17 protein-coding genes are annotated in these 22,195 nt (G+C 40.5%); 2 read left to right on the top strand and 15 right to left on the bottom strand.

Annotation, left to right across the window (positions count from 1 at the left end):
* Positions 1 to 97: 97 nt before the first annotated feature.
* From FHS45_RS01750 to FHS45_RS01725, 6 genes are all read right to left on the bottom strand, one after another.
* Entirely contained in the window at positions 98 to 3,229 is a 3,132-nt protein-coding gene (locus tag FHS45_RS01750) for an alpha-mannosidase (RefSeq protein WP_062444755.1), read from the bottom strand.
* A 32-nt stretch (positions 3,230 to 3,261) separates the two neighbouring features.
* Positions 3,262 to 4,104, bottom strand: a complete 843-nt coding sequence (locus FHS45_RS01745; RefSeq protein ID WP_062444754.1) for a carbohydrate ABC transporter permease — start codon at positions 4,102 to 4,104, stop codon at positions 3,262 to 3,264.
* A 1-nt stretch (position 4,105) separates the two neighbouring features.
* Entirely contained in the window at positions 4,106 to 5,029 is a 924-nt protein-coding gene (locus FHS45_RS01740) for a carbohydrate ABC transporter permease (protein ID WP_082412011.1), read from the bottom strand.
* A gap of 14 nt (positions 5,030 to 5,043) precedes the next feature.
* The gene (locus FHS45_RS01735; RefSeq protein WP_062444752.1) at positions 5,044 to 6,324 is read right to left on the bottom strand and encodes an extracellular solute-binding protein; all 1,281 of its coding nucleotides are present in this window, start codon (positions 6,322 to 6,324) and stop codon (positions 5,044 to 5,046) included.
* 329 nt (positions 6,325 to 6,653) lie between these two features.
* Positions 6,654 to 7,781: a GntR family transcriptional regulator gene (locus FHS45_RS01730; RefSeq protein ID WP_166761343.1), complete on the bottom strand. Its 1,128-nt coding sequence runs from the start codon at positions 7,779 to 7,781 to the stop codon at positions 6,654 to 6,656.
* 237 nt (positions 7,782 to 8,018) lie between these two features.
* Positions 8,019 to 8,888: a carbon-nitrogen hydrolase family protein gene (locus tag FHS45_RS01725; protein ID WP_062444748.1), complete on the bottom strand. Its 870-nt coding sequence runs from the start codon at positions 8,886 to 8,888 to the stop codon at positions 8,019 to 8,021.
* A gap of 565 nt (positions 8,889 to 9,453) precedes the next feature.
* On the opposite strand from FHS45_RS01725, the gene FHS45_RS01720 reads away from it, so the two are divergent.
* Complete coding sequence (locus tag FHS45_RS01720; RefSeq protein ID WP_062444746.1) at positions 9,454 to 11,433, top strand: purple acid phosphatase family protein; 1,980 nt, start codon at positions 9,454 to 9,456, stop codon at positions 11,431 to 11,433.
* A gap of 146 nt (positions 11,434 to 11,579) precedes the next feature.
* Positions 11,580 to 12,068, top strand: a complete 489-nt coding sequence (locus FHS45_RS01715; protein ID WP_062447751.1) for a GNAT family N-acetyltransferase — start codon at positions 11,580 to 11,582, stop codon at positions 12,066 to 12,068.
* 280 nt (positions 12,069 to 12,348) lie between these two features.
* Here the strand turns inward: FHS45_RS01715 and fabG are convergent, their stop codons facing one another.
* The 9 genes from fabG to FHS45_RS01670 form a co-directional block, all read right to left on the bottom strand.
* On the bottom strand, positions 12,349 to 13,089 hold the full coding sequence (fabG, locus tag FHS45_RS01710; RefSeq protein ID WP_062444743.1) for a 3-oxoacyl-ACP reductase FabG: 741 nt from the start codon (positions 13,087 to 13,089) through the stop codon (positions 12,349 to 12,351).
* Positions 13,090 to 13,125: 36 nt separating this feature from the next.
* Positions 13,126 to 14,694, bottom strand: a complete 1,569-nt coding sequence (locus tag FHS45_RS01705) for a sodium:solute symporter family protein (protein WP_062444741.1) — start codon at positions 14,692 to 14,694, stop codon at positions 13,126 to 13,128.
* Positions 14,695 to 14,890: 196 nt separating this feature from the next.
* Positions 14,891 to 15,937, bottom strand: a complete 1,047-nt coding sequence (locus FHS45_RS01700) for a ketopantoate reductase family protein (RefSeq protein ID WP_062444739.1) — start codon at positions 15,935 to 15,937, stop codon at positions 14,891 to 14,893.
* Positions 15,934 to 16,779 (bottom strand): beta-keto acid cleavage family enzyme, encoded by an 846-nt coding sequence (locus FHS45_RS01695; protein ID WP_062444737.1) that lies wholly within the window; start codon positions 16,777 to 16,779, stop codon positions 15,934 to 15,936. The genes FHS45_RS01700 and FHS45_RS01695 overlap by 4 nt, the downstream gene beginning before the upstream one ends.
* Before the next feature lie 121 nt (positions 16,780 to 16,900).
* On the bottom strand, positions 16,901 to 17,701 hold the full coding sequence (locus tag FHS45_RS01690) for a TrmB family transcriptional regulator (protein WP_148350087.1): 801 nt from the start codon (positions 17,699 to 17,701) through the stop codon (positions 16,901 to 16,903).
* A 267-nt stretch (positions 17,702 to 17,968) separates the two neighbouring features.
* Complete coding sequence (gene codA / locus FHS45_RS01685) at positions 17,969 to 19,204, bottom strand: cytosine deaminase (protein WP_062444733.1); 1,236 nt, start codon at positions 19,202 to 19,204, stop codon at positions 17,969 to 17,971.
* Positions 19,201 to 20,457, bottom strand: coding sequence for a cytosine permease (gene codB, locus FHS45_RS01680; RefSeq protein ID WP_062444731.1), 1,257 nt, complete (start codon positions 20,455 to 20,457; stop codon positions 19,201 to 19,203). Before codB ends, codA begins: the two co-directional genes overlap by 4 nt.
* Positions 20,438 to 20,599 carry a hypothetical protein gene (locus FHS45_RS01675; protein ID WP_166761342.1) on the bottom strand — a complete coding sequence of 54 codons (162 nt, stop codon included), beginning with the start codon at positions 20,597 to 20,599 and terminating at the stop codon, positions 20,438 to 20,440. Before FHS45_RS01675 ends, codB begins: the two co-directional genes overlap by 20 nt.
* A gap of 312 nt (positions 20,600 to 20,911) precedes the next feature.
* Positions 20,912 to 22,171 (bottom strand): GntP family permease, encoded by a 1,260-nt coding sequence (locus FHS45_RS01670; protein WP_062447748.1) that lies wholly within the window; start codon positions 22,169 to 22,171, stop codon positions 20,912 to 20,914.
* Positions 22,172 to 22,195: the final 24 nt, after the last annotated feature.

Genomic DNA, 22,195 nt, shown 5'->3' with positions numbered 1-22,195 from the left:
AATTAATCTAAAATAGTGCCTGCTCCAATAATGATGGAACAGGCACCATTTTTTATTATAGAACTGGTTTCACTAACTTAAACACTTGGCAAGACTTTTAATTACTTCCGAACTTAACTTTGAAGGTCTTAATTTCATAAGGAGAAACCTTACACTCAATCACACTGCTTTTTACTGTCTCACCAACAGGTTTTTCCATTAGATCACATTCCGTCCATTCTAAAATAGCAGCATCACTTTGCAGCTCTAATACATTTCTCTTCCCTGCATATTCATGAACTCTTACAATCACTTCATCACTCTGTTCTGCTTTTTTGACGGCATCCACCATGACATTATCTGTGGAAGCTGCAAACAGAGAAAAGTCCTCTTTTTCTGAAGTGCCTTTAACATAGGAGAGCGGATTGTTTAAGTACCATGCTTCTTGTACTGTTCCCCCCTCGTACCAGTCACCACTATGTGGATATAAGGAATAGGTGAATTGATGCTTCCCCTGATCTTGCTCGGGATCGGGATGCACCGCAGATTTGATAAGGGAGAGCCGCATGACGTTGTCTTTAATGTCATAACCGTACTTACAGTCATTCAGAAGACTGACCCCATACCCTCGTTCTGATAGATCTGCCCACTGATGACCAACCGACTCAAAGCGTGCATAATCCCAGCTGGTATTCCAGTGTGTCGGGCGTTTAACATTTCCATATTGAATATCATAAGTAGCTTCTGGCGACCTTACCTCTACAGGGAATTTAACTTTTAACAGCTGGTTGTGCTCATACCATTCTACATTCGTTTTGAAATCGATTCTACGATTCGCCGCATAAACGATCATGTCTTGTTCGATGGCAGAACCTTCATATTTCCACTTGAATGAAATGACTGAACGAAGTGGTCCGATCTCTTTGATTGTAATCTCTTCTACCTGCTCAATTTGTTTGTATTTTTCCTGGTAAAATAAATCAATATCCCAAGCATCGAAATTTAAGGGCTTGTCTTCAAACACTTGGAATACATTGCCCGGATTGCCATCTAACACATGGCGCCCACTTTCCAAGTCATAGATTTTTGTAAGTTGGCCTCGATCATTCCACTCAATCTCGTAATATGGTGTGGTTATACTATTTTGACCAGTAGTGAAAACTTCCCCACTTGCCTTACTCTCTTCCGATTGTTCAAAGATAATCGTAGTATATCCAAGTGAAGGTATACCTTTAACCTGGACATACCAGCAGCCATCTCCCTGTTGAGCTTCCAGATCATCTCCTTGATGTGTCTTCCACTTCCCGGTTTTATTAGCTAAGCCTTCGATACAAACTGTATTGGATTGAGTCCATGGAGAAGAGTTGAACACGATATAGCTGTTTTCCGCTTCACCTGATAAAATAACGTTCTCTTGTGTCTCCCTGACAGTATTAGCAAGTGTCTCTGCTATTTCGTATTCTTCCTTACTATCTTCATACACTTCTCGAATCGATGACCCTGGAATGATATCATGGAACTGGTTACGCAAAATAATCTTCCAGCCCTCATTCAAATTTTCTTGGGATGCTTTATCCCATTCATTTGAGATGAGATGCCCGAGGGTGCTAAGCCACTCAGCCTCACGGTAAGATAGCTCCATTTTTCTGTTCATCTTCTTATTATAAGCCTGGCTTGTATAAGTTCCCCTGTGGTACTCCAGGTACAATTCTCCATCCCAGGTATGAACATACTGATCACTTTCCGCCACCTTATCCCTCAGTTCAGAAAAGTACTCGTCCACTCGGCCTGTTGTAACATTCGGCATACCCGGTATTTTATCTAAACCGCGGCGCATCTCCAACATTTCCCGATTAACGCCGCCTCCCCCATCACCATATCCATAGGATAACAGCAATTCCTGATTCAATGGTTTATCTTTGTACTCATCCCATATCTCTTTGACAGAAGGAGCGTCTATCACGCCATTATACGTATAAAAATCACTATTATTATAATCTGGTGTGGTTATAAAGTGAGTCAGTATTTCCGATCCATCGATTCCACGCCAATAAAAGGTGTCATGAGGCATCCGGTTGTATTGATTCCAGCTTATCTTCGTTGTCATGAATGCTTCGATTCCAGACTTTTTCAAAATCTGAGGAAGAGCCCAGGAATAACCAAACACATCAGGTAACCATAAGTATTTAAAAGCTGGAGCACCGAATTCTTCATCAAAAAATGTCTGTCCTTTCAGTATCTGTCTGACTAAGGACTCTCCCGAGGGAATATTCGCATCAGCTTCCAGCCACATCGCTCCCCCTGCTTCCCATTTACCTTCTCTGACTTTTTCTTTTATTCCTTCATATATGTCTGGATAGTCATTTTTTATATAATCATACAATTGGGGCTGTGTCTGAAGAAATACATAATCAGGATACCTCTCCATCAATCGTAATACAGTAGAGAATGATCTGGCGCTTTTTTCCCTTGTATGTCGAAGCCTCCAGAGCCATGCTACATCGATGTGGGTATGTCCGATGGCACGGATGGTTACGCCCTCTTCCGTTTTCAGTTGCTCAAGCTCTGATTGCAATAGCTGGTTCGCTTCCTCGATAGAATTATAAAATGCTAAGTTTCCAGGATTCGCCCAATCAATCAATTTAAATGTTCTATCTAAAATTTTTAATAGTTTTGTTCTATTTAAATCGCTTTCAGGCATAACGTTGATTGATTCTATTGCTGCTTTTGCGGTGAAATATAGAAGGTCTGTATTATCATCCAGCCACGCTAATTCCACTTGCCGGATTTTATGTTCTTGTTCTAAGTGTCTTCCTTCCATCCCATCCAGTCCGGACCATAATCTAAAATGCAACGTCAAGTCTTGATTGATATGTTCCTGGGAGAAAAACACTTCTGTATGGTTTGTATCCACACCTTGGTAAGGACTTCCATTAACAAAAAGAAGTGACTCAAAACCAGAGTTGTTCCCATCACCGGTTTTACCAAAATCAAATCTTCCTAATATCGAACGGCCTTCCCACTCTTTAGGAAACTGAATGGTGGTTTTCAGCCAAATATACTTATCCCATCCCTTCCAATGGTCACCAATCTTGAGCTGCTCCCAATTATCATTTTCTGGAGGCCTTGCTCCCACTTCCCCTTGTTCATCCTGTTGAAAAAATAGATCGTTGATTTTTATCGAATCTCTATAGCGATATTCACTTAATTCACGAATTCTGTTTTCAAGTTTTTGTTCAATTTTAAACAAATCAATTCCCTCCTATGTACATTACTTACTTCTTATCCCTTGACTGCTCCACTTGTCAAAGCACCGACGATAAGCCTTTGAAAAACCACAAACAAAATTATTACGGGGATTACAGAAATCACACTGCCAGCTGCAAGATAATGAGTGGTGACAGCCTGCTGTGTAGACTGTAGATTCATGACGCCCACCGAAACTGGATATAAGCTTTCGTCATCCAAAAGAATGAATGGAATGACAAATTGTGACCAGCTTTGAACTGCTACCAATATGGTTACTGAAACGATTCCAGGCATACTGGTAGGGAATAATATCTTAGTTATAAACTGCCACCTATTTGCTCCGTCTATGGTAGCCGCTTCATCCAAAACGGCAGGTATTGTATCGAAATACCCTTTCAAAAACCATGTGGCTAAGGGTAATACTACGGATACATACACGATGATTAAAACGATATAGTTATTCAGTAGATTCCAATTACTGAACAGCCGGTACAGCGGAATAGATATGACTACAGCGGAAATCATCTGAGTCATTAAGACAGTGATCAGAATCGGTACTTTCAATTTAAATTTAAACCGGGACAATGCATAAGCCGCCGGAACAGAAACCAAAAGTGTAAAAATCACTGTAAAGAAGACGATAATAGCTGAATTCTTCAAGTAATTTACTACTCCAGTGGTCTCTAAGACATATCTATAGTTTTCAATAGCAAAAGTTTCCGGTATTAAAGTGGGTGGTATAGCAAAAAGTTCCTGTGATGTTTTAAACGACATCGATATAATCCAAAGTAGGGGGAACAAGAAAAACAATGTAATGACAGCATAGCTGAAATATATACCGATTTTTTTCACTAACGTCTTATTGTGATGCGACATACTATTTCTCCCCCTGTCTTCCCAGTATTTTTAAATAAACCAGTGTCATGATGACATTTATGCTTAATAGAACTACTGAAGTTGCAGCCCCTTGCCCTAAATTAAACTCTCTGAAAATAGTAGTGTAAATACTTAAAGCAATAACTTCTGTACTTTGCCCAGGTCCACCACCGGTTAAAGCCATAACCATATCAAATGTATTAAACGTATCGATCGAAATGATAATTAATGTTACTAAAATGATTGGGGCAAGCATGGGAAGCATCACTTTGAACAACCTTTGCAGTCCGTTAGCTCCATCAATTTTCGCAGCTTCCATGACATCATTAGGCAATGTTTGAATGGCCGCGTATATTAAAATCATGCTGAACGCTGTTCCTCTCCAGACATTTGCGACAATCACTGAAATCAACGCAATAGTAGGATCCGATAGAAACGGTATCAGATCCATTCCCACCATTCCTACTAAACTATTAAAAATTCCCACCTCTGTCTCGGTATACATCACTCTCCAGATAATCCCGATAATAACTCCCGGAATCGCCCAGGCCGTTAAAACGGATGTCCTGACAATCACCGTACCTTTCAAATCGAGCTTTTGCCCCTGATCAATCAAAAAAGCGATAATGAAACCGAAAAATAGCTGGAATACAACACTGAAACTGACAAAGATAGCTGTAATCAGTAACATGCTAAAGAATTCAGAATGACCAAAAAGACGCCCATAGGATTCTGTTGTATAAGAATAGTCCGCCCCCAATAAGGATGCATCAGTGAAACTCAGCCTGATTATTTCAAAGATGGGATAAACAAAGACAAATGTCAGTATAAGCCCTAAAGGTAAAAGCCAGGGGAAGGGCGAATTTACGAATGCCCTTTTCCCTGGTTTGATTTTAGGGGATTTAACACTTTGGAAATTACTCATCGAACCCCCCCTTACTAATTATTTACCGAATTCCACGCGTCATCTAAAGCTTGCTCTGGAGTTTTTCCTCCTGAAATAACTTCCGAGATAGCAATCTGCATCTCTGTAGAAATTTTGCTATATTCAGGTGATGGCGGTCTAGTTTGAGCTTCCTCTAACATTTCACGATATTCATCACTGAATTTAGTTCCTTTATAATATTCGGAATCAAATACAGACTCACGGGATGGCAGGCCACCAAATACGTTATTGAACTCTCCCATGCCTTGATCACTCATATACAGTCGTGCCATCAAGTCAAATGCAGCCCGTTGCTTTTCTTCATCCTCCGTAAAGATCCCCCACGTCCAGCCACCTGCACTGGTAGCATCTGTACCTTCTTCAATTTGTGGAAGTGGCGCTACGGCCCAACTTTCAAATTCTTCTTCACCAATTAAATCTGGAATGACTGTCTCTTGCCAGTTTCCACCCAGGAACATAGCCGTTTTTCCGGTAGCAACCTCCTGGTCTAAATCTCCTTCGGCACCATAACTGGAGACTCGTTGAGGAATAGCGCCTGCCTCTGCCGCTTCTTGAATAGTAGTTAAGACATTAAGCATCTTCTCTCTGTTTTCTCCTTCACCAAAGGTGGGGTTACCATCGTCATCGGTCAATTCTCCACCCTGTGCCCAGAAGAGCGGCCACAATGTAGTTACAGACGTCCCTTCACCACGACCGCCTGGCAGCATTAAGCCATTATAGCCCTCTTCCTGAATTTTTGTTGAAACTTCAATTACTTCATCCCATGTACTTGGCGGCTCTGGAATAACATCAGTATCATAAAAAAGTACACGAGTATCTGTGTTCATATATAATCCATAAATTTTACCATCTGGACCAGTTACTACATCTTTGGCAAAGGGCAGGTAGTCGTCTGGGTCTATTCCGTATTCTTCCATCAGATCATCCAATGGCTGCAGATGATCATAGAAGTTAGGCAGTATGTATCCATCTATTGCCGCAAGGTCAGGGGCTCTTCCTGACTCGGCTTGTTCCATCAAACGAGCCATTGCTTCATTAACGTTATTTGCCATTACATCGACATTCAGGTTGACATCAGGATTCTCTTCTTCAAACTCACTTACTTTTTCACTGATATACTCGGCATCACTTGCAACTGGTGATTGAGGTGTATACCCAGCTGGAGACGCCCAATTCAAATCAACAGCATCTTCTCCAGAACTGTCAGAACTACACCCCACCATGAAAAATGCCAGGAAAACTATCCCAAAAAGCCAGTGTTTATTTATGTTCATCTCATCAACTCCTCTAATAGTATGGTTTAGCTTAGAAAACTTTGACAACATCGATTTTCCCTCTACCCACTATGTCCTGAAACTTTCATATAAACATGGAGTTCGGATTCCTTTCAGGTATAAGTTCATTAAACCTCCTTTCGCTTCCATAAAACCGCTTTCAAATAACATAATAATATAAATTTTCTGAAAGGTCAATATATTATATATACCAATTATACTAATCTATTATTCAGTGATTTTCGCAAAGTATAAAAAAAGATGGACGCTCTCTTTACCAGCGCCCATCGCTTTTGTTAAATGAATTATTAATTAGCAGATTTCAATCGTTACTGATTAATCCGCCTCGTTGATTTACCTTCAACAATTTCTCCTGGAAGCTTGACCGTTTCTTTTTTCTGGTCTTGGCCTTTCAACATATCGAAGACACTTTGCACAGCCATTTTCCCCATTAGCTCCTGGTCTTGCTTAATGTAAGTAAACTTATCCTTTTCTACGGTTTCCCTTGTATAATCAAAGCACAAAATAGAAATATCATTGGGGATTTTTAACCCCATCTGAGCCACAGCGTTTTCTGCCAGCAAGGCAATTCGATATTCAGTGGCGAACAATGCTGTCAATTGAGGATTTTCCTCTAAATGCTTTCTAATATTACGTATATCTTTTTCAATATCCCCTTTTGTATAATAATCGATCAAAGGAAAAGATATATCACTCATCAGTTTGCTCTTATCAATAGTGATGTTATTTTTCACATGTGCTTCAATGAACCCTTCATACCTTTCTTCCAGAGCAGTGGTATCATAATGGGGAGAACTTAAAAGGCAGATATTATCATGCCCTAGACGAAACAAATATTCAGTAGCATTTTTAGCTGCCATGAAATTATCCGAGCTGATCGAGACAGCCGGCACCCCTTTTAAATACCGGTCTACTAACACAATGGGAAAATTATTAATAACGAGTTTAAGTATCTCTTCATTATATTGCTCCGCTTGAGCAGGGAAGATAATGATTCCAGTAACACCGATTTCAATTAGTTTTTTTATTGCTTCTTTTTCCTTTTCAGGATCACCTAATGAGCGTTTCACTACAATGTGACTATTGTTATTCTCTGCCTCCTCTTCAATGCTGTTAAGAAGGTCCGTACCATAATTTGAATCCAGGTTGGGTATCACAAACCCTATTAAATTGGGTTTATTTTGTTTATTGGAATTTATGTCTCCAGAAAATATATCATCCGTAATTTCAGCTACAAAAGATCCTCTTCCTGCATGCCTTACTACCAAGCCTTCACTAACTAATTTCTCTAATGATTTTTTTGGTGTAATTCTGCTTACCTTCCACATTTCAGACAATTCTTTTTCAGATGGAATTTTTTCCCCTGATTTATATATCCCTGAGATAATATCTGATTTTAATTTTTCATAAATAATTTCATATAGTGGCTTCTCCAACTTTTTCACCTCACATATAAATAATATAACATGATATATCAATAAAGCAATGCTTTGTTTTACAGGAGGCCACTAACCATCAGCAGATTACTTATGGAGTACCACTGTCACTTCTGACATTCTTTTATGTATAGGTGCCTGTACCATTTCAAACAAAGGCTCATAAAAATACCAATCCTTATAAGTGATTGGTACTTTATCATTACTATACTGTTATGCATACATGATCTAAATTTTTCAAGTCAGATTTTGATGAACTTTGGCTAATTTATGGTACATATCTGTTTCTATATCTCTAAGGACAGGAAAGAATGGGCGAACACGTTGCGAATGTGTCAAATCAACTTCACCAATAGTGATTCCTTCTTCGGTATAAGAAGCTTTACAAATCTCAGGACTCCCGGGGACCTTGGAGTTTACATCACCAGCACCAATCATACACCCGCCACCCCAGTATTCTGTATCTCCTTCTTTACCTACTAAATTTGTGTAGACCACCGGGATCACATTCTCCATGGCTCTTGCCTTCACAATAGGTTCGAAAATGTCTCGCTCAAAGGAAGGCGAACCTGATATCCCTATAATTAGATCTGCACCCTTCAATGTTAGATAACGAGCCAGCTCCGGGAAGAAAATATCATAACAGATTAATAATCCTATTTTTCCTAGCTTAGTATCAATAACTGCCAGATCTCCGCCCTTTTTAAAGAATCTTCGATCAGGAAAGGCACCCGCTCCACCTTTGTCAGTAGCATGACCCGGTAATGTATTCTTTCGCCACCTGCCTAAATACCCTTCAGGTCCTACAATAGCAGCAGAATTATATAATAAACCTGGAATGTTTCCTTTTTCAGGTAACCCCCAAATAATATAGATATTATGTGTCCTGGCTATTTCTTTAAAATAATCAGTGGATTGCCCGGGAATCGTTTCTGCAACTTCAAAAAAATGGTCTCCACAATTGTATCCTGTTAACGCTAATTCTGGAAAAACAATTAACTCGACTCCTTGTCCAGCTGCTTTCTCAATTAGTTCTTTCATTTTCTTCATATTTATTTCTTTTTCGCCTGTAACTGGAGTTATTTGTGCAACAGATATCTTAGTCATATATTTCTCCCTTCTCGAAACGGCAGGACATAATAATGCACACTTTTTGTTAGCGTTTTCATTATTGGACAGCCGTAACTATCATTTATCACTTAATTTCTTTTATTTGAATTATCTAACATTCTATAAAATCATATTATTAATTACAAGGTAAATGGACGACTAAGGACCTATAATCTTAAGTTTACTGTATCCCATTACGTGTTTCTACTAAATTAATTTTATAAAGCCTGCTCCCTGGAATGGGGCAGGCTTTATTTGTGGTCTAGTAACTTAGTTACAATTTCATAGTTATTTTATCACTATCTGCTAGAATTCAATTCTTTTCCTACACCCGTATGGTAGGCTTTAACCAATCCTATTTCATAGGGGGGATGCCCTTCTATTTTTTCTCGGAATAAGTGTAAGAAAAGAAAGCGTCAAACATGTCTCCATCCTCTAAGATCAACCCTACACCTATAGACTACTCTACCTTTTCAACGGCACGAATGGTGTTGATTAGTTCCTTTCTATTAATTTTTTCAAAGCAGAGGAATCTGCAATAAAAAAATAAGGGAGAATGATAATGAAGAAAAGTGTATTGTTACAACGGATCGTAATCCCGACCATTGCTTCATTACTCGCTGTTTCCAGTCCGCTTCTCTATACGGAGGCAGCGCCAAAGGGAAAAGCAGGCCAGGAAGTTTCCGAATCAATCGTCCGTGAACCAGATACAGGGTTTCGTGTCTTACCTTACTTACAATCCCCATCCAGTACTTCGATGACAATTAACTGGGTTTCAGAAATAGAGGAACCTGGGAGAGTCATTGTAACTGGTCCCGGCATGAAGGCGAAAAAAGTGACTTCTGCACCGCAATACATGGATTTAATGGAGTATACACAAAAAGAATTGGAACAGGAATTAACCTATGATAGTGGCAATGGCGTCGTTGAAACACTTCCTCAGGGCTCCTGGTTAGAATCCAATTCTAACTATAAACATTCAGTCACCATTGATGGATTAGAACCTGACACCAGATACAATGTTGTCGTTAAACAAGGGAAAAAGACACATACGTCTAAGTTTGAAACGTTTCCGGACAGCGAAGATTGGGATGAATTATCGTTGATTGCCTTTTCCGATACGGAGACCGAACCATATGGTGAATTGGAACATCGGGAGTGGGAATTACATCCGATGAACCCTTACGCTCCAGGTTCTGAGGAGCGTCCTGGTGAAGACTCTGCATTTGATCAAAAGTATGGAAACCAGGAACGAAACGATATGTTTTTGGTACGTTATCCTCTGGACCAGCAAACGGCTTTAAATGAAAACCTGGCTCATATCGAAGCAGCTGATCCCGATGCGTTACTAATTGCTGGTGATCTATCACAAGGTTCCGGATACCAGCCGGCCTGGGATGAGTTTTGGCGGCACTTTGCTGGTGACTTTACCGATTTCGCAACGCATACCCCGTTATTACCGGCGATAGGGAACTGGGAAACTTATGCCTCCATTAATGGCGGATATGGCAGTGCGGAAGATCGTTCACCAGCGGTCATCTCGCGTAATAAGTACCATGAATACTTCGATACTCCCGGGGATGAGGACAATCCGCAGTATGAAGATTCCTACTACCGGACAGATATTGGACCTATCACGTTATTAACCTTGGATTCTACCAACGGCATTCCCGATGAGTCTACAGCAACCGGGACTTTGACAGGTGAAGTGTACAGTGAAAATGACTCCATATTAAATGAATCCGTATGGGCAGAACAAGGCGTGGATGGCGATCCATATATCACTACCGATACCCAAGGACAATTTACAACCGAAGCTTATAATCATGCGTTCACACAGCTTTTCGACGGACTATCAATTGAGGATTCAGACTTGCCAAACTTCAACCCAGGCACCGAGCAATATCAATGGGCAGAAGAACAGTTAATAGACGCACGGGAACAAGGACAGATTGTTTTAGTCCAATTCCACCATGCCGCTTATTCTAGCGGTGTCCATGGTGCGCCGCCAAATCACGAATATGCTGACAACCAATCCGGTGTCGCCATGCGTGTCTATTCCCCAATGTTTGAAGAATATGGCGTAGCTGCTGTCATCTCCGGACATGATGAGATGTTCGAACGGAGCTTGGTAGATTTGGATGGAGACGGCAATGGTTTTCATTCCTATGACGTGGGTGTAGCCGCTGACGGCTTACGAGGAGAAAAGATGATTAGAGATGAAGACGGCAACCTGGTGCCACAAGAATTTAATACACACACCCAATGGAGCGCAACCAAGGATCAACCGGAATATTGGGAAACAAATGAAAATGGAGTCAAACACTTAATCGATGGCGGCTTGCATTACGGGCATTTGCAAATGGACTTTGTTAATAAGCCGGATGGTGTGGAATTGACACTAACACCAGTCTATATCTTCCCGATTCTGGATGATAATTATGACTTGGTTCGTACGGAACGCCGTGTCTATGATGATGTTCAGACGATTCAGTTTGATGATGAGGGTAATATCATACAAGAAAATGAGTTAGAAGATTAATAACATCCAAAAGTGCCAGACCTGGATAGCGTTGATGCTGTTTAGGTCTGGCACTATTTTTTGGAACCTCTTTTTTTGATGCCTTTAACGAAAATTCGTTATAATTGGAGGAAAGAAAAGGAGTGGATGATTTGCATATACGACCAATGAAACACGAGGAACTCCCATTTGTCCGAAACCAACGGATCGGCTGCTATGAGGAGTACCAATCGCTTGTGTCCGAAGAACACTGGAACGCCTTGAAAGGAACGCTTTCTTCTGAAGATGACTTAAAAGAAGGCGTGAATATCTATGTTATGGAAGAAAGCGGGAGCATCATCGGAAGCATTGTACTTTTTCCTGCTAATACGGAAGCTTATGAGTGGCTGGAAGAAGGAGCCGACTATCCAGAAATACGGATGCTTGCGGTCGATTCCGCTTCCAGGAAAAAAGGAATCGGTAAATCCCTCGTTCTTCATTGTATCGAAACGGCCAAAAAAGAAGGTCATAGCCATATTGGTTTACATACCGCTGATTTCATGAAAAATGCCATGGCACTGTATACAAATATGGGATTTGAACGTATACCATCCCAGGATTTCGAACCTGTGAACGACGGTGTCATTGTCAAAGCTTTTAAAAAACCACTCAAATAAACCTGAGTGATTTAAAACTGTAGAGAAAGTCTCGCCAGTCTTTATTATTTTCAAAGTACGTGACCTGGCATCTCTCCACAAATGTTGACATAGGTAAAAAAAGTGCCTGTCCCCCAACAGCATACCTTTAACTGATTGGAGCAGGCACTTAACTCTCTCTTTCTATCAAACTTTAAACTCTATGGTCTTCCCATTTCCAACGAATATTAGCAGGCGTGAATTAAATTCAATCAAATGAGAAAGTTTTCTTTCTTAATTCACTAAACCAGTTAAGACTTAGTCAGGGAGTTAGCCCTCCATCCACACTTAAAACAGTTCCTGTCACAAACCGTGCTTCTTCTGATGCTAGAAATGCATAAGCATTGGCTATGTCTTCAGGCTTTCCTATTTCATTTAATAAAGACTTTTCCTTCATCATATTTACAACTTTTTCTGGCATCTTTTTAACCATATCTGTTAATACAAATCCTGGTGCTATAGAATTGACACGAATATTGTATCGGCCAAGCTCTCTTGCCCACGTCTTTGTCATTCCATTAATTCCAGACTTGGCAGCAACATAATTTGATTGCCCAAAATTCCCATAGAGTCCAACTACAGATGAAGCATTTAATATAACACCGCTTTTTTGCTCCTTCATCCTCAACGCAGCAGATTGGGTCATTAAGAATACACCTTTAAGATTAACGTCTATCACCTTGTCCCATTGGTCTTCCTCCATTTTTAATAATTGGGCATCCTGTACGATTCCTGCATTATTTATTAATATATCTAATGAACCAAATTGCTCGATAGCGAATTGAATAGAGGTTTCCACTCGCTTCTTATCAGTGACATCTGCTGCAAATCCTTCTATCCTCTCACTGTATTCTCTTAAATTAGTGACGGCATGTTCAATCTCCTCTTGATCTAAATCGATAATAACAACATTAGCGCCCTCTTTTAAAAATTTTATTGCAGTAGCGTAGCCTATGCCTTTACAACCACCAGTAATGATGGCTGTCTTATTTAATAACTTCAACTATTTCACCCCTCATAAACTACTTAAACCTTTATCTTATGCGTCTTTCTTTACTTTCTCTGTTTCATCTCTTATTACCTTCTCATCTTTCTCGTTCTTTTGTATATTGATGATTGTTTGTTTAGTTGATGGGCTTATATCTGCTTTGAAATAAGGTTCATAGGCTTCAACCGGTGGTTTCTTCGTGAAGAATACAACTGCTAAGACACCTGCTAAAGAAGCTACTAGAGCGATCAGGAAAGGATTAGTTGCATTGGAAACTTGAGCAATAATATAAGTGAAAAGGCCTACAAGCATGGAAACATAGGCTCCTGCTCTATTCATTCGTTTCCAATACAGTCCTAAAATAACTACGGCAAAGAATACAGCTCCAAACCCTCCATACACGTAAGTGAACCCCATCGCTAAGAACCAAGGAGGTGTAATCGCACTAATAACGGCAATTACAGCGATGGCAAACATACCTATTCTAAGATTCATATTAAACTTCTTTTCATTTATTTTCTTATTGGGGAATATGTTCAAGTAAACATCATAATACACGGAAGTTGCGCAATGTAAAAGCATGGAATTAGCTGAAGAAACAGCAGCAGCACATAACGCCACCAATGTTAGAGCACCTACAAGAGGAGGTGTATATTCCTGTATGATTACTGGAATGATATAATCTGTGCTCTGGCCTGCAGGTAAACTAGGAATCAGCGTCTTTGCACCCAACCCCATAATAATTAGCGGAACAAATATAGCTGTTAGCACAAAAACGGATCCCATAATTTGTAGAATTGCAACTTTGATATTTTTAGGAGCTAACATTCTAGTCACCCAATGAGGAGAAACGATCGAGCCTATTGCATTAGACATAAAAATAGCAAATAAGGCTCCTAAACCGAATGTACCAACAGGGGATATCATTGACCCTTCAGGGATTTCACTTCCACCAATATTAGTTGGACTTGTTGTGACGGAAATAGAATCAACAATATTCCCCCATCCCCCAGTTGCGGCTAAAACAGCACCACCACCTAAAATTACACCAATAACGATCAACGTGGTATTTAAGGCATCTGTTGCTGCAACGGACCAAAACCCTCCAATGCTAGTGAAAAGCAGGAAGATCAAAAATGCGAATATAGCATATTTATAATCTATTCCTGTAATCGTGGAGAATACAATACCGAATCCAACAACCTGTAAATGTACAAATAAGAAGTACCCAATAAACATTATGGCTCCAACAATCGTTCTTAAATGGCTGACTTTTCTAAAAGGTTCAAACCTTAGATGAATATACTCAGGAAAGGTACGAGCTGGAGTTTCTGGCCTTCTAATCTTGTAAGCTACCAATGGAATTAATGAAGTTGCTAAGAACCAGCCTGCTACCCATCCGATAATCGCGGAGACACCATTACTATATAAATAACCAGGCACCCCCATAACGGAAGCAACACTGACCCACGTAGCTGTAGTCGTCCCAATACCTAACAACAATCCCATTCGATGTCCGCCAGTGGTAAAGTCAGACATTGATTCTGCTTCTTTTAAACTTCTTAATGACGCCCATATGACAAAGGCAACATAAAAGCCAAGAACTATTAAGTATAGCATTCCCCTTACTCCTCCCCTTCTTGTCGATACTTAAACAAGCTTCCTGTAGCCCCCCAACGCTTCACTCCATGTTGTTCTACCCTAAAACATAAGTAAGTCCCAAATACCATTGAGAAAAGAATGATTATAATCCAAATCATGAATGCTAGGAACAATGGTTTGCACCGCCTTTCTTAATTAGTGTAAAAAACTAACTTCATTTTAAAGCGCTTACATCATTCTCTAAAATAGATTTAAATTCCCCCATATTTGTTGCGAAATCAGGTATTTCTTTATTTTTTTCTGCTTCTTTTACAAGTTGACAAACTACTTCATTAAAAGGAGTTTGTACATTAGACTCTCTCCCCTTTTCTACAATGTATCCATTAATAAAGTCGATTTCAGTCGGCTTCCTCTTTTCCAGGTCCTGTAACATACTCGCTTTTAGGTTGGCATGGGGACCCCAGACTTCATGATAAAATTCAAGTTTTTGAGGAATGTCAGATTGGTCATTCAATTCTAAAGATTCGAAATCTTTTCCTTGCATCTGTGCTAGTTGAATATGATGTGAGTGAGCGACCTTTATGGTTTCATCAGCAATATTGGCTAAGCTTTTCATAGCGTTAGGATTATTTAATATATCTCCAAAAGTACATCCAAGAGCAGCTGACATACCACTAAATGTTACATTCATTAGTAGCTTGGACCATTTTACACCTTGTATGTTTGTAGTGATTTCGCAGGTTCCTACAGTGTCTAAGATACTTTTAATCATTTTAATCCGATCCGTTATTTCTCCATTTAATTCTCCTACATCGAAAGCATACTTTTTCATTGTTTCAAGTTCTGTTGTTAACTCAGAATTACCAGGTCCTAACCAGGTAGCTCCAAACCCTACAACTCCCCCTATGGTTCTGTTACGACCAACGATAGACTCCACTCTTTCTTCAGGAACGCCGTTTTGCAGTGTGCAAATGATACTTTTCTCGTGAATGAAAGGAAGTATCGATTTTAAAGCACTTTGAGTATAAACTTGCTTAGTGAGAAGAAAGACGACGTCGTACTCATCATTTAATTCGTTCGGATGTTTTGCTGTAACTGGGATCGTTATATCTAAAAAACCTGAAAGTTTCGCTCCGTTCTGGTTTAATGCATCTAAATTTTTCTGGTCCACATCAATTAAATCAACATTGTAACCACCCTGCTTTATTAGAGAGCCGATAATTGTTCCTAAAGCTCCCGCACCTAATACAGCTATCCTCATACTCTCCCTCCTACCCTGTTCTTGTTTTTAGCTCGGAGTTGTAAGATCTCTCTAGCTTCATCTGGGGTAGCCACTTCTCTCCCGAGGGTTTTTGCTAAATTAACAATACGTGTTACAAATTGAGCGTTTGTTTCTGCTAATTCACCTTTGCGATAATATACACTGTCTTCCATCCCTACTCGGACATGACCACCTAACAAAATACTCATAGTATTGATAGTTAACTGATGTTTGCTTGCTCCAATAGCCGACCAGGTAGATCCTTCCGGGATACAATCAACCATATGCATCAAGTTTTTAGGTGTAGCTGGCATACCCCCTGCGACGCCAAGAACAAATTGAAAATGGAATGGATCGTCCAACAATCCTTTTTTCGCTATACGCAGTGCATTATGAATCATCCCTACATCAAACGCTTCAATTTCAGGTTTTATATTGCGTTTTTGGGTTTCAGATGCCAGTTCTTCTAAAAAGCTCGGAGAATTCAAGAACACTCCTGACCCAAAATTCATGGAACCGGCATCGAAGGTTGCCATCTCTGGGTTCAGTTCACAAACACGAAGTCTTTCCTCTTCGGTGGTTTCTAACCCACCGGCAGTTGTTAAATTTAAAATGATATCGCATTTTTCTTCAACACGGTCAATTACTTCCTGATAAGCACTTAAGTCCATTGTATTTTCTCCCATAATATCTCTTACATGGACATGACCAATAGCTGCCCCCGCTTTCCAAGATTCATAAATAGAATCAGCAATTTCCTTTGGCGTTAAAGGAACGTAGGGAGTATGTTCACGGGTTGTCTGCGCCCCTGTTGGAGCCACTGTAATAATTAATTTTTCCATGTAAATCTCCTCCATTTTATATATTTAAATTAGTTAAAACGCTTTCAAAAAATAATAGGGATAAGCTTTTTCTTCCAAGCACAAAATCTTTCTCTTCCCTACCAAAATCCATCATGATTATTTAAAAATCATTTATCAGATTTTCTAAGTTTTTACCATAATGCTCAGTAATTGTACCCTCAAAGTCCTTGATAATTCTGTTAACATAAATATCATGTCTTATATAATTTCGAGTCGTAGATACCATAACAGGATGACTGGAGACCACTGAATGAGGTGATTCATCCAGGGATTGAAGTAAAATTGCTTTTTTATTATCAATGACAATTGAGAACTCGCCGCTATGTCTGCCTAGAGCTAATCCCTCTCCATAATGAGTGAAATTATCCCAAGGCACATCAACCTGCTCGCCATCAAAAATTAATGTAACAATCTTAATGCCCCGCTCATGTGCCTTAAAAAGCAGCTCTTCCAGTACATCAAACTCTCTTTTCCAACAACTTATTATGATTTCCGATTCACATTCCGAGATTGCAGTTTGCACAACTTCTACTGAAGCTGAATATCCCTCGATGACAAACAACTCTGACCAATTCACGTCACTGTTGGAAGAAATCTCTTCTAGTGAATCACCAAGAAACTCTAATTGATCCATAAATGTATCTTTCTTAGTTTTCAAGAGTTCTTTATAAGGCAGAGGACTATAACGGACTTGCTTACCATTATTACCTCCAGATACAGTGAAAACCAATCCTTGCTCCTTCATTTTTTGCAATGCTCCATAAACTTTCGGAGCGGGAACACCTGATAATTTTGCAATGTTATTCCCGTTAGATGGCTGATTGCTTAAGAGTGATACATAGATCTTTGCCTCATACTCTGTCATTCCAAATTCCTTTAATGTATTAATTACTTCTCCCAATTGGATCCCTCGCAAGCTTACTACCTAGGTAGTATATTAATTAACTAATACTTTACTACCTGAGTAGTTAATATGTCAACACTATATTGTTCTATTTTTTAAATTTGCTAAAAGCTACCTAACTTTCTACCTCTCAACAGAAAAGCCTTTCATGAGTTGGTCGATCAAACTCATGAAAGGCTTTTGATGGTACTCTCTTATTCACTCTTATTTAAATATGTTACTTACTTGGGTCACTTTAAAATTGATGGTTTTCATTGCATTCTCTTAAAAATGTACCGTCGTTTCAGCTGGTTTCGTTTCCGCTAGAATTTTTCCGCGGCGGATTGAGTAACGGACAGCCGCTTGCTTTCTTACCGCTTCGTATTCATCTTCCGCATTGAGAATAATCAAGTTGGCTGGTCGACCTTCGTCTAAGCCATATGCTTCTTTCAGGTTTAAAATCCTGGCACTATTTCCGGTAATGAAGTCCATGCCCTGTTTGATTTGATCATATCCCATCAGGTGGGAGAGATGGAGCCCCATATGAAGGACTTGCAGCATATTGCCTGTTCCGAGCGGGTACCACGGATCGAAGATATCATCGTGACCAAAGCCAACATTAATGCCCGCTTCCTTTAATTCTTTTACCCTCGTTAAACCTCTCCGCTTTGGATAGCTGTCGAACCTGCCCTGTAGATGGATGTTGACGAGGGGGTTAGCGATAATATGAATGCCGGACATCTTCAACAGACGGAACAGCTTCGAGGTGTAGGCATCGTTATAAGAGCCCATGGCGGTTGTATGACTGGCAGTCACCTTCTCCCCCATGCCTCTTTCTAATGCCTCTGTTGCGACGACTTCCACAAACCGGGATTGTTCATCATCAATTTCATCACAGTGCACATCGACAAACCGGTCATATTCCTGAGCGAGGTCAAAAGCAATTTTCAACGATTCTACCCCATACTCGCGGGTAAACTCAAAGTGCGGAATAGCTCCCACCACGTCTGCCCCAAGCTTCAATGCTTCTTCCAGCAATTCTTTTCCATTCGGGTAGGAAAGAATGCCTTCTTGTGGAAAAGCAACGAGTTGTAGATCGACCGCTTCTTTCATTTCTTCTTTTACTTCTAAAAGAGCCTTCAAGGCCGTCAGCTCAGGGTCAGTGACATCAACATGGGTACGGACATACTGAATGCCATTTGCGATCTGCATCTCCAGAGCCTGCTTTGCTCTTTCTTTCACATCCGCTGCAGTCAGCTTATCTTTCCGTTCTGCCCAGCGCTGAATCCCCTCAAATAGAGTACCGCTTTTGTTCCACTCCGGATCTCCGGCAGTCAGGGTCGTATCCAGATGGATATGAGGTTCAACGAATGGAGGGATGACAAGAGATCCTCCTGCATCAATCATGATTTTATCCTCTTGGTTTATTTGGTCCTGCGTAATTTTCTGGATAACTCCATTATCTATCAGAATCGACCAAAGGCCTTCTTTTCCGCGGAGTTTCGCTTGTTTAATAATCATACAACTTCTCCTTCTTCAACTTGGTGGTGTACTGTCTGTTCGGCTAACTTAGACAGGACAGTATAGACAAGGATGGAAGCAATCAAGGCATTCACTGGTGCAATGCCAGGTACCCATTGGGCGGCCGCGACACCTGCTGCCCAGGCGATGATTCCGGTCCATTTGACTTTTTTGAATGTCTGCTTTTCAAATGCATCCATGTTATTACGACGGTATAAATAATAATCGATTAAAATAATCGCTCCAATCGGCGGTAGAGCAGAGCCGAGCATCGTCAGCCATCCGACGAAATTGTTATACAGCCACATCGCGGCCACTGTTCCAACAATCCCGTTAAAAATGACCACTTTGTTTTTACTGATTTTCGTAATGCTTGAGAAACCGAGTCCAGAAGCATAGAGTGCATTATCGTTCGTTGTCCAGATGTTCATACCGAGTACCAGAATGGCTGGAATAATTAGTCCTTGCGTGAACATCACTTCGGATATATCTGCTTTTCCTGTCGCCATCGCACCAACTGCACCGAATAGAAACATAAGTGAATTCCCTATGAAAAATGCAATAACTGTGCTTGTGACGGCAGATTTTTTTGTTTTGGAGAAACGGGTGAAATCAGGGGTTAACGTACCAGCGCTAATAAAGGAACCGATACAAATCGTCAGCGCAGCCGCAAGCCCGAGTGATTCAGACGGGCTGTGCGCCATCAACTGCTCCAAGCCACCCATGCTTCCAGCCGCTTGAAAAACGGAAAAGCTTCCAAGAATCGTAATCAGGGGAACTGCGATAAAGCTAAGCCACATCAGCGCCTTCATCCCAAAGAAAGCCGTAGCTGTCATTAATACCCCAGCACCGGCGATCAGCCAGATCATATCGATGCCGGTCACTTTCTGAACAGGAAGAGCGAACATGACGACTCCGACACCAAACCATCCGACCTGCGTTCCGCCAAGAAGCAGTGAAGCAAGGTAGGATCCTTTTTCACCGAAAGCATAACGGCTGAGCAAGTGAGTGGAAAGGCCAGTTTTTGCAGAAATATAAGCAAGCGCACCTGTATAAGCGCCAAGGATAAGATTACCGAGCAGGACAATCCCCATAAACTGCACAAACGTTAAACCTGTACCGAGTGTACCGCCTGACCACATGCTCGCTGAGAAGAAAGTGAGTCCCATCATTACCATCAGCATCTTCCAGAATCCGTGCCGTTCTGACTGAGGTACAGCCTTTAATGCAAAATCACCATTTGTCATTTTCATATTCGATTCCTCCAGTATCTGTAGTAGATACCGGTACCGGGAGCGGGAAAGATCGGGCATAAAAAAAGGCTTCCTGCCGTTTCCCGACAAGAAGCCTTAAGATGCTGCATAAAAAAGATACAACTCTCTCGGAATTGTACATTTCTACAGATCTTTCTTAAAACGCCGTCCTTGTCAGCCTCACGGGACTGAATTAAAGGTACCAGTATGTTGTTAGTCAATATTATGACAAAATAAAGGGGAAGTTGTCAAACTGTTTATTCGCAACTACTCTTCTTCTGCCACTAGAAGAATAGTTTTTCATATATATTTGCTTCCTTAATGCACTGCTCCAAAACCCAATCAGAACATGGTTTAATCATCCGAAATAAATGAATATATTATCCCCAACATTAATATCGAAATGTTGGGGGATTCTCAGTTTTAAGTAAGAACTTTCCAGGTACTCCAGCTTTTAAAGTAAACCTCCATAAATAATCGTAGAAACAATCACGATTACAATCCCAATTAACGTTTCATATGGCAGTGCTTTCAGTCGTTCTTTCATATGCATGAAGAAACTATCTCGTGAAATGTGAAAGAGGGGGCCATGCGGTAAATGATCAAAAGAAACGGCACCAGCATTGATCATCGTTGCAGCAGCTAAAGCGCTGACTCCATTCTCTAACAATATTTCACCAAACACATTACTGGAAATCGCTGCAGAAGATGTTGCGGATGCTGTCGCTAACGCCATAAACGAACCTGATAGAGGTGCTATGAAAGAGATGGGTAAATCAAATGCATTCAAGCCGCTCATAATCATACTATTGAGTGAGGAATTCACGATAATGCCGGCTAACGTCCCCGTTGCTAGTATTAAAATGGATATACCAGCCATTTTCTGAAGCCCACTTGACATATAAGACTTTAAATCTGTTGTTTTTCTCATCACGACCGCCCCAAAGAACCCTCCAGCTGGCAATGCAAGTAATGAATCAATTTTAATATCGAATAACGGTTGTAAAGATAGGAGAAAAATCGCAAACAATGGCCCTGAAATGGCCGCAAGAAAAGAAGGCTTATTCATCTCATCTTTCTTTTCTTCCCTGTTTTTAGTGACCATTGAACCTTTATTATTTATTTTTTTGGCAATAAAATATGTAAACGCCGCTCCGACGACCGCTGGTACTAGTCCAGCAAACATGACGCTCGTTAACGGTAAGGAAAAGCTTTCAGCCGCTGCAATGGTATTCGGGTTAGGTGACATTACATTCCCTGCTCTCGCCCCACATACGACGGCGATTAAAACACTTAGTCTTGAAACTCCGGTTCGTTTGGCGATCATTAAAGCAATCGGGGCAACTGTAATAACAGCTGCTGCGATAAACACACCTACTGCTGTTAAAACTAATGTGGATACCGTAATCGCTAATAAAGCTCTTGTTTCTCCCATTTTTGTAACAATCGTATTCGCAATGACATTGGCAGCGCCTGATTCTATTAAAACCCCAACCAAGACTCCTGCTGCTAAAATCCGTAATACGGCTGGTGTCAGTAATTGAGCACCTTCGATCATGAAGTCGAGGGTAGTTGCTATATGAAGGCCTCCGACAATTCCGCCAGCTAAAGCACCTGCCATCATGGCATAGGGAGGGTTAATTCTCCTGAATATCAAGATTATCGTTAACGCCATTGCTACTAACACACCTAAAATACTAACCTCTGAATTGATTAGCCTCACCTCTCTTTCCTATTT

This window comes from Thalassobacillus devorans (genome assembly GCF_011761345.1).
In the GTDB taxonomy this organism is placed as follows: domain Bacteria; phylum Bacillota; class Bacilli; order Bacillales; family Halobacillaceae; genus Thalassobacillus; species Thalassobacillus devorans.
The sequence above is the reverse complement of the archived record's forward strand: the minus strand, read 5'-3'. Positions and strand labels throughout refer to the sequence as shown.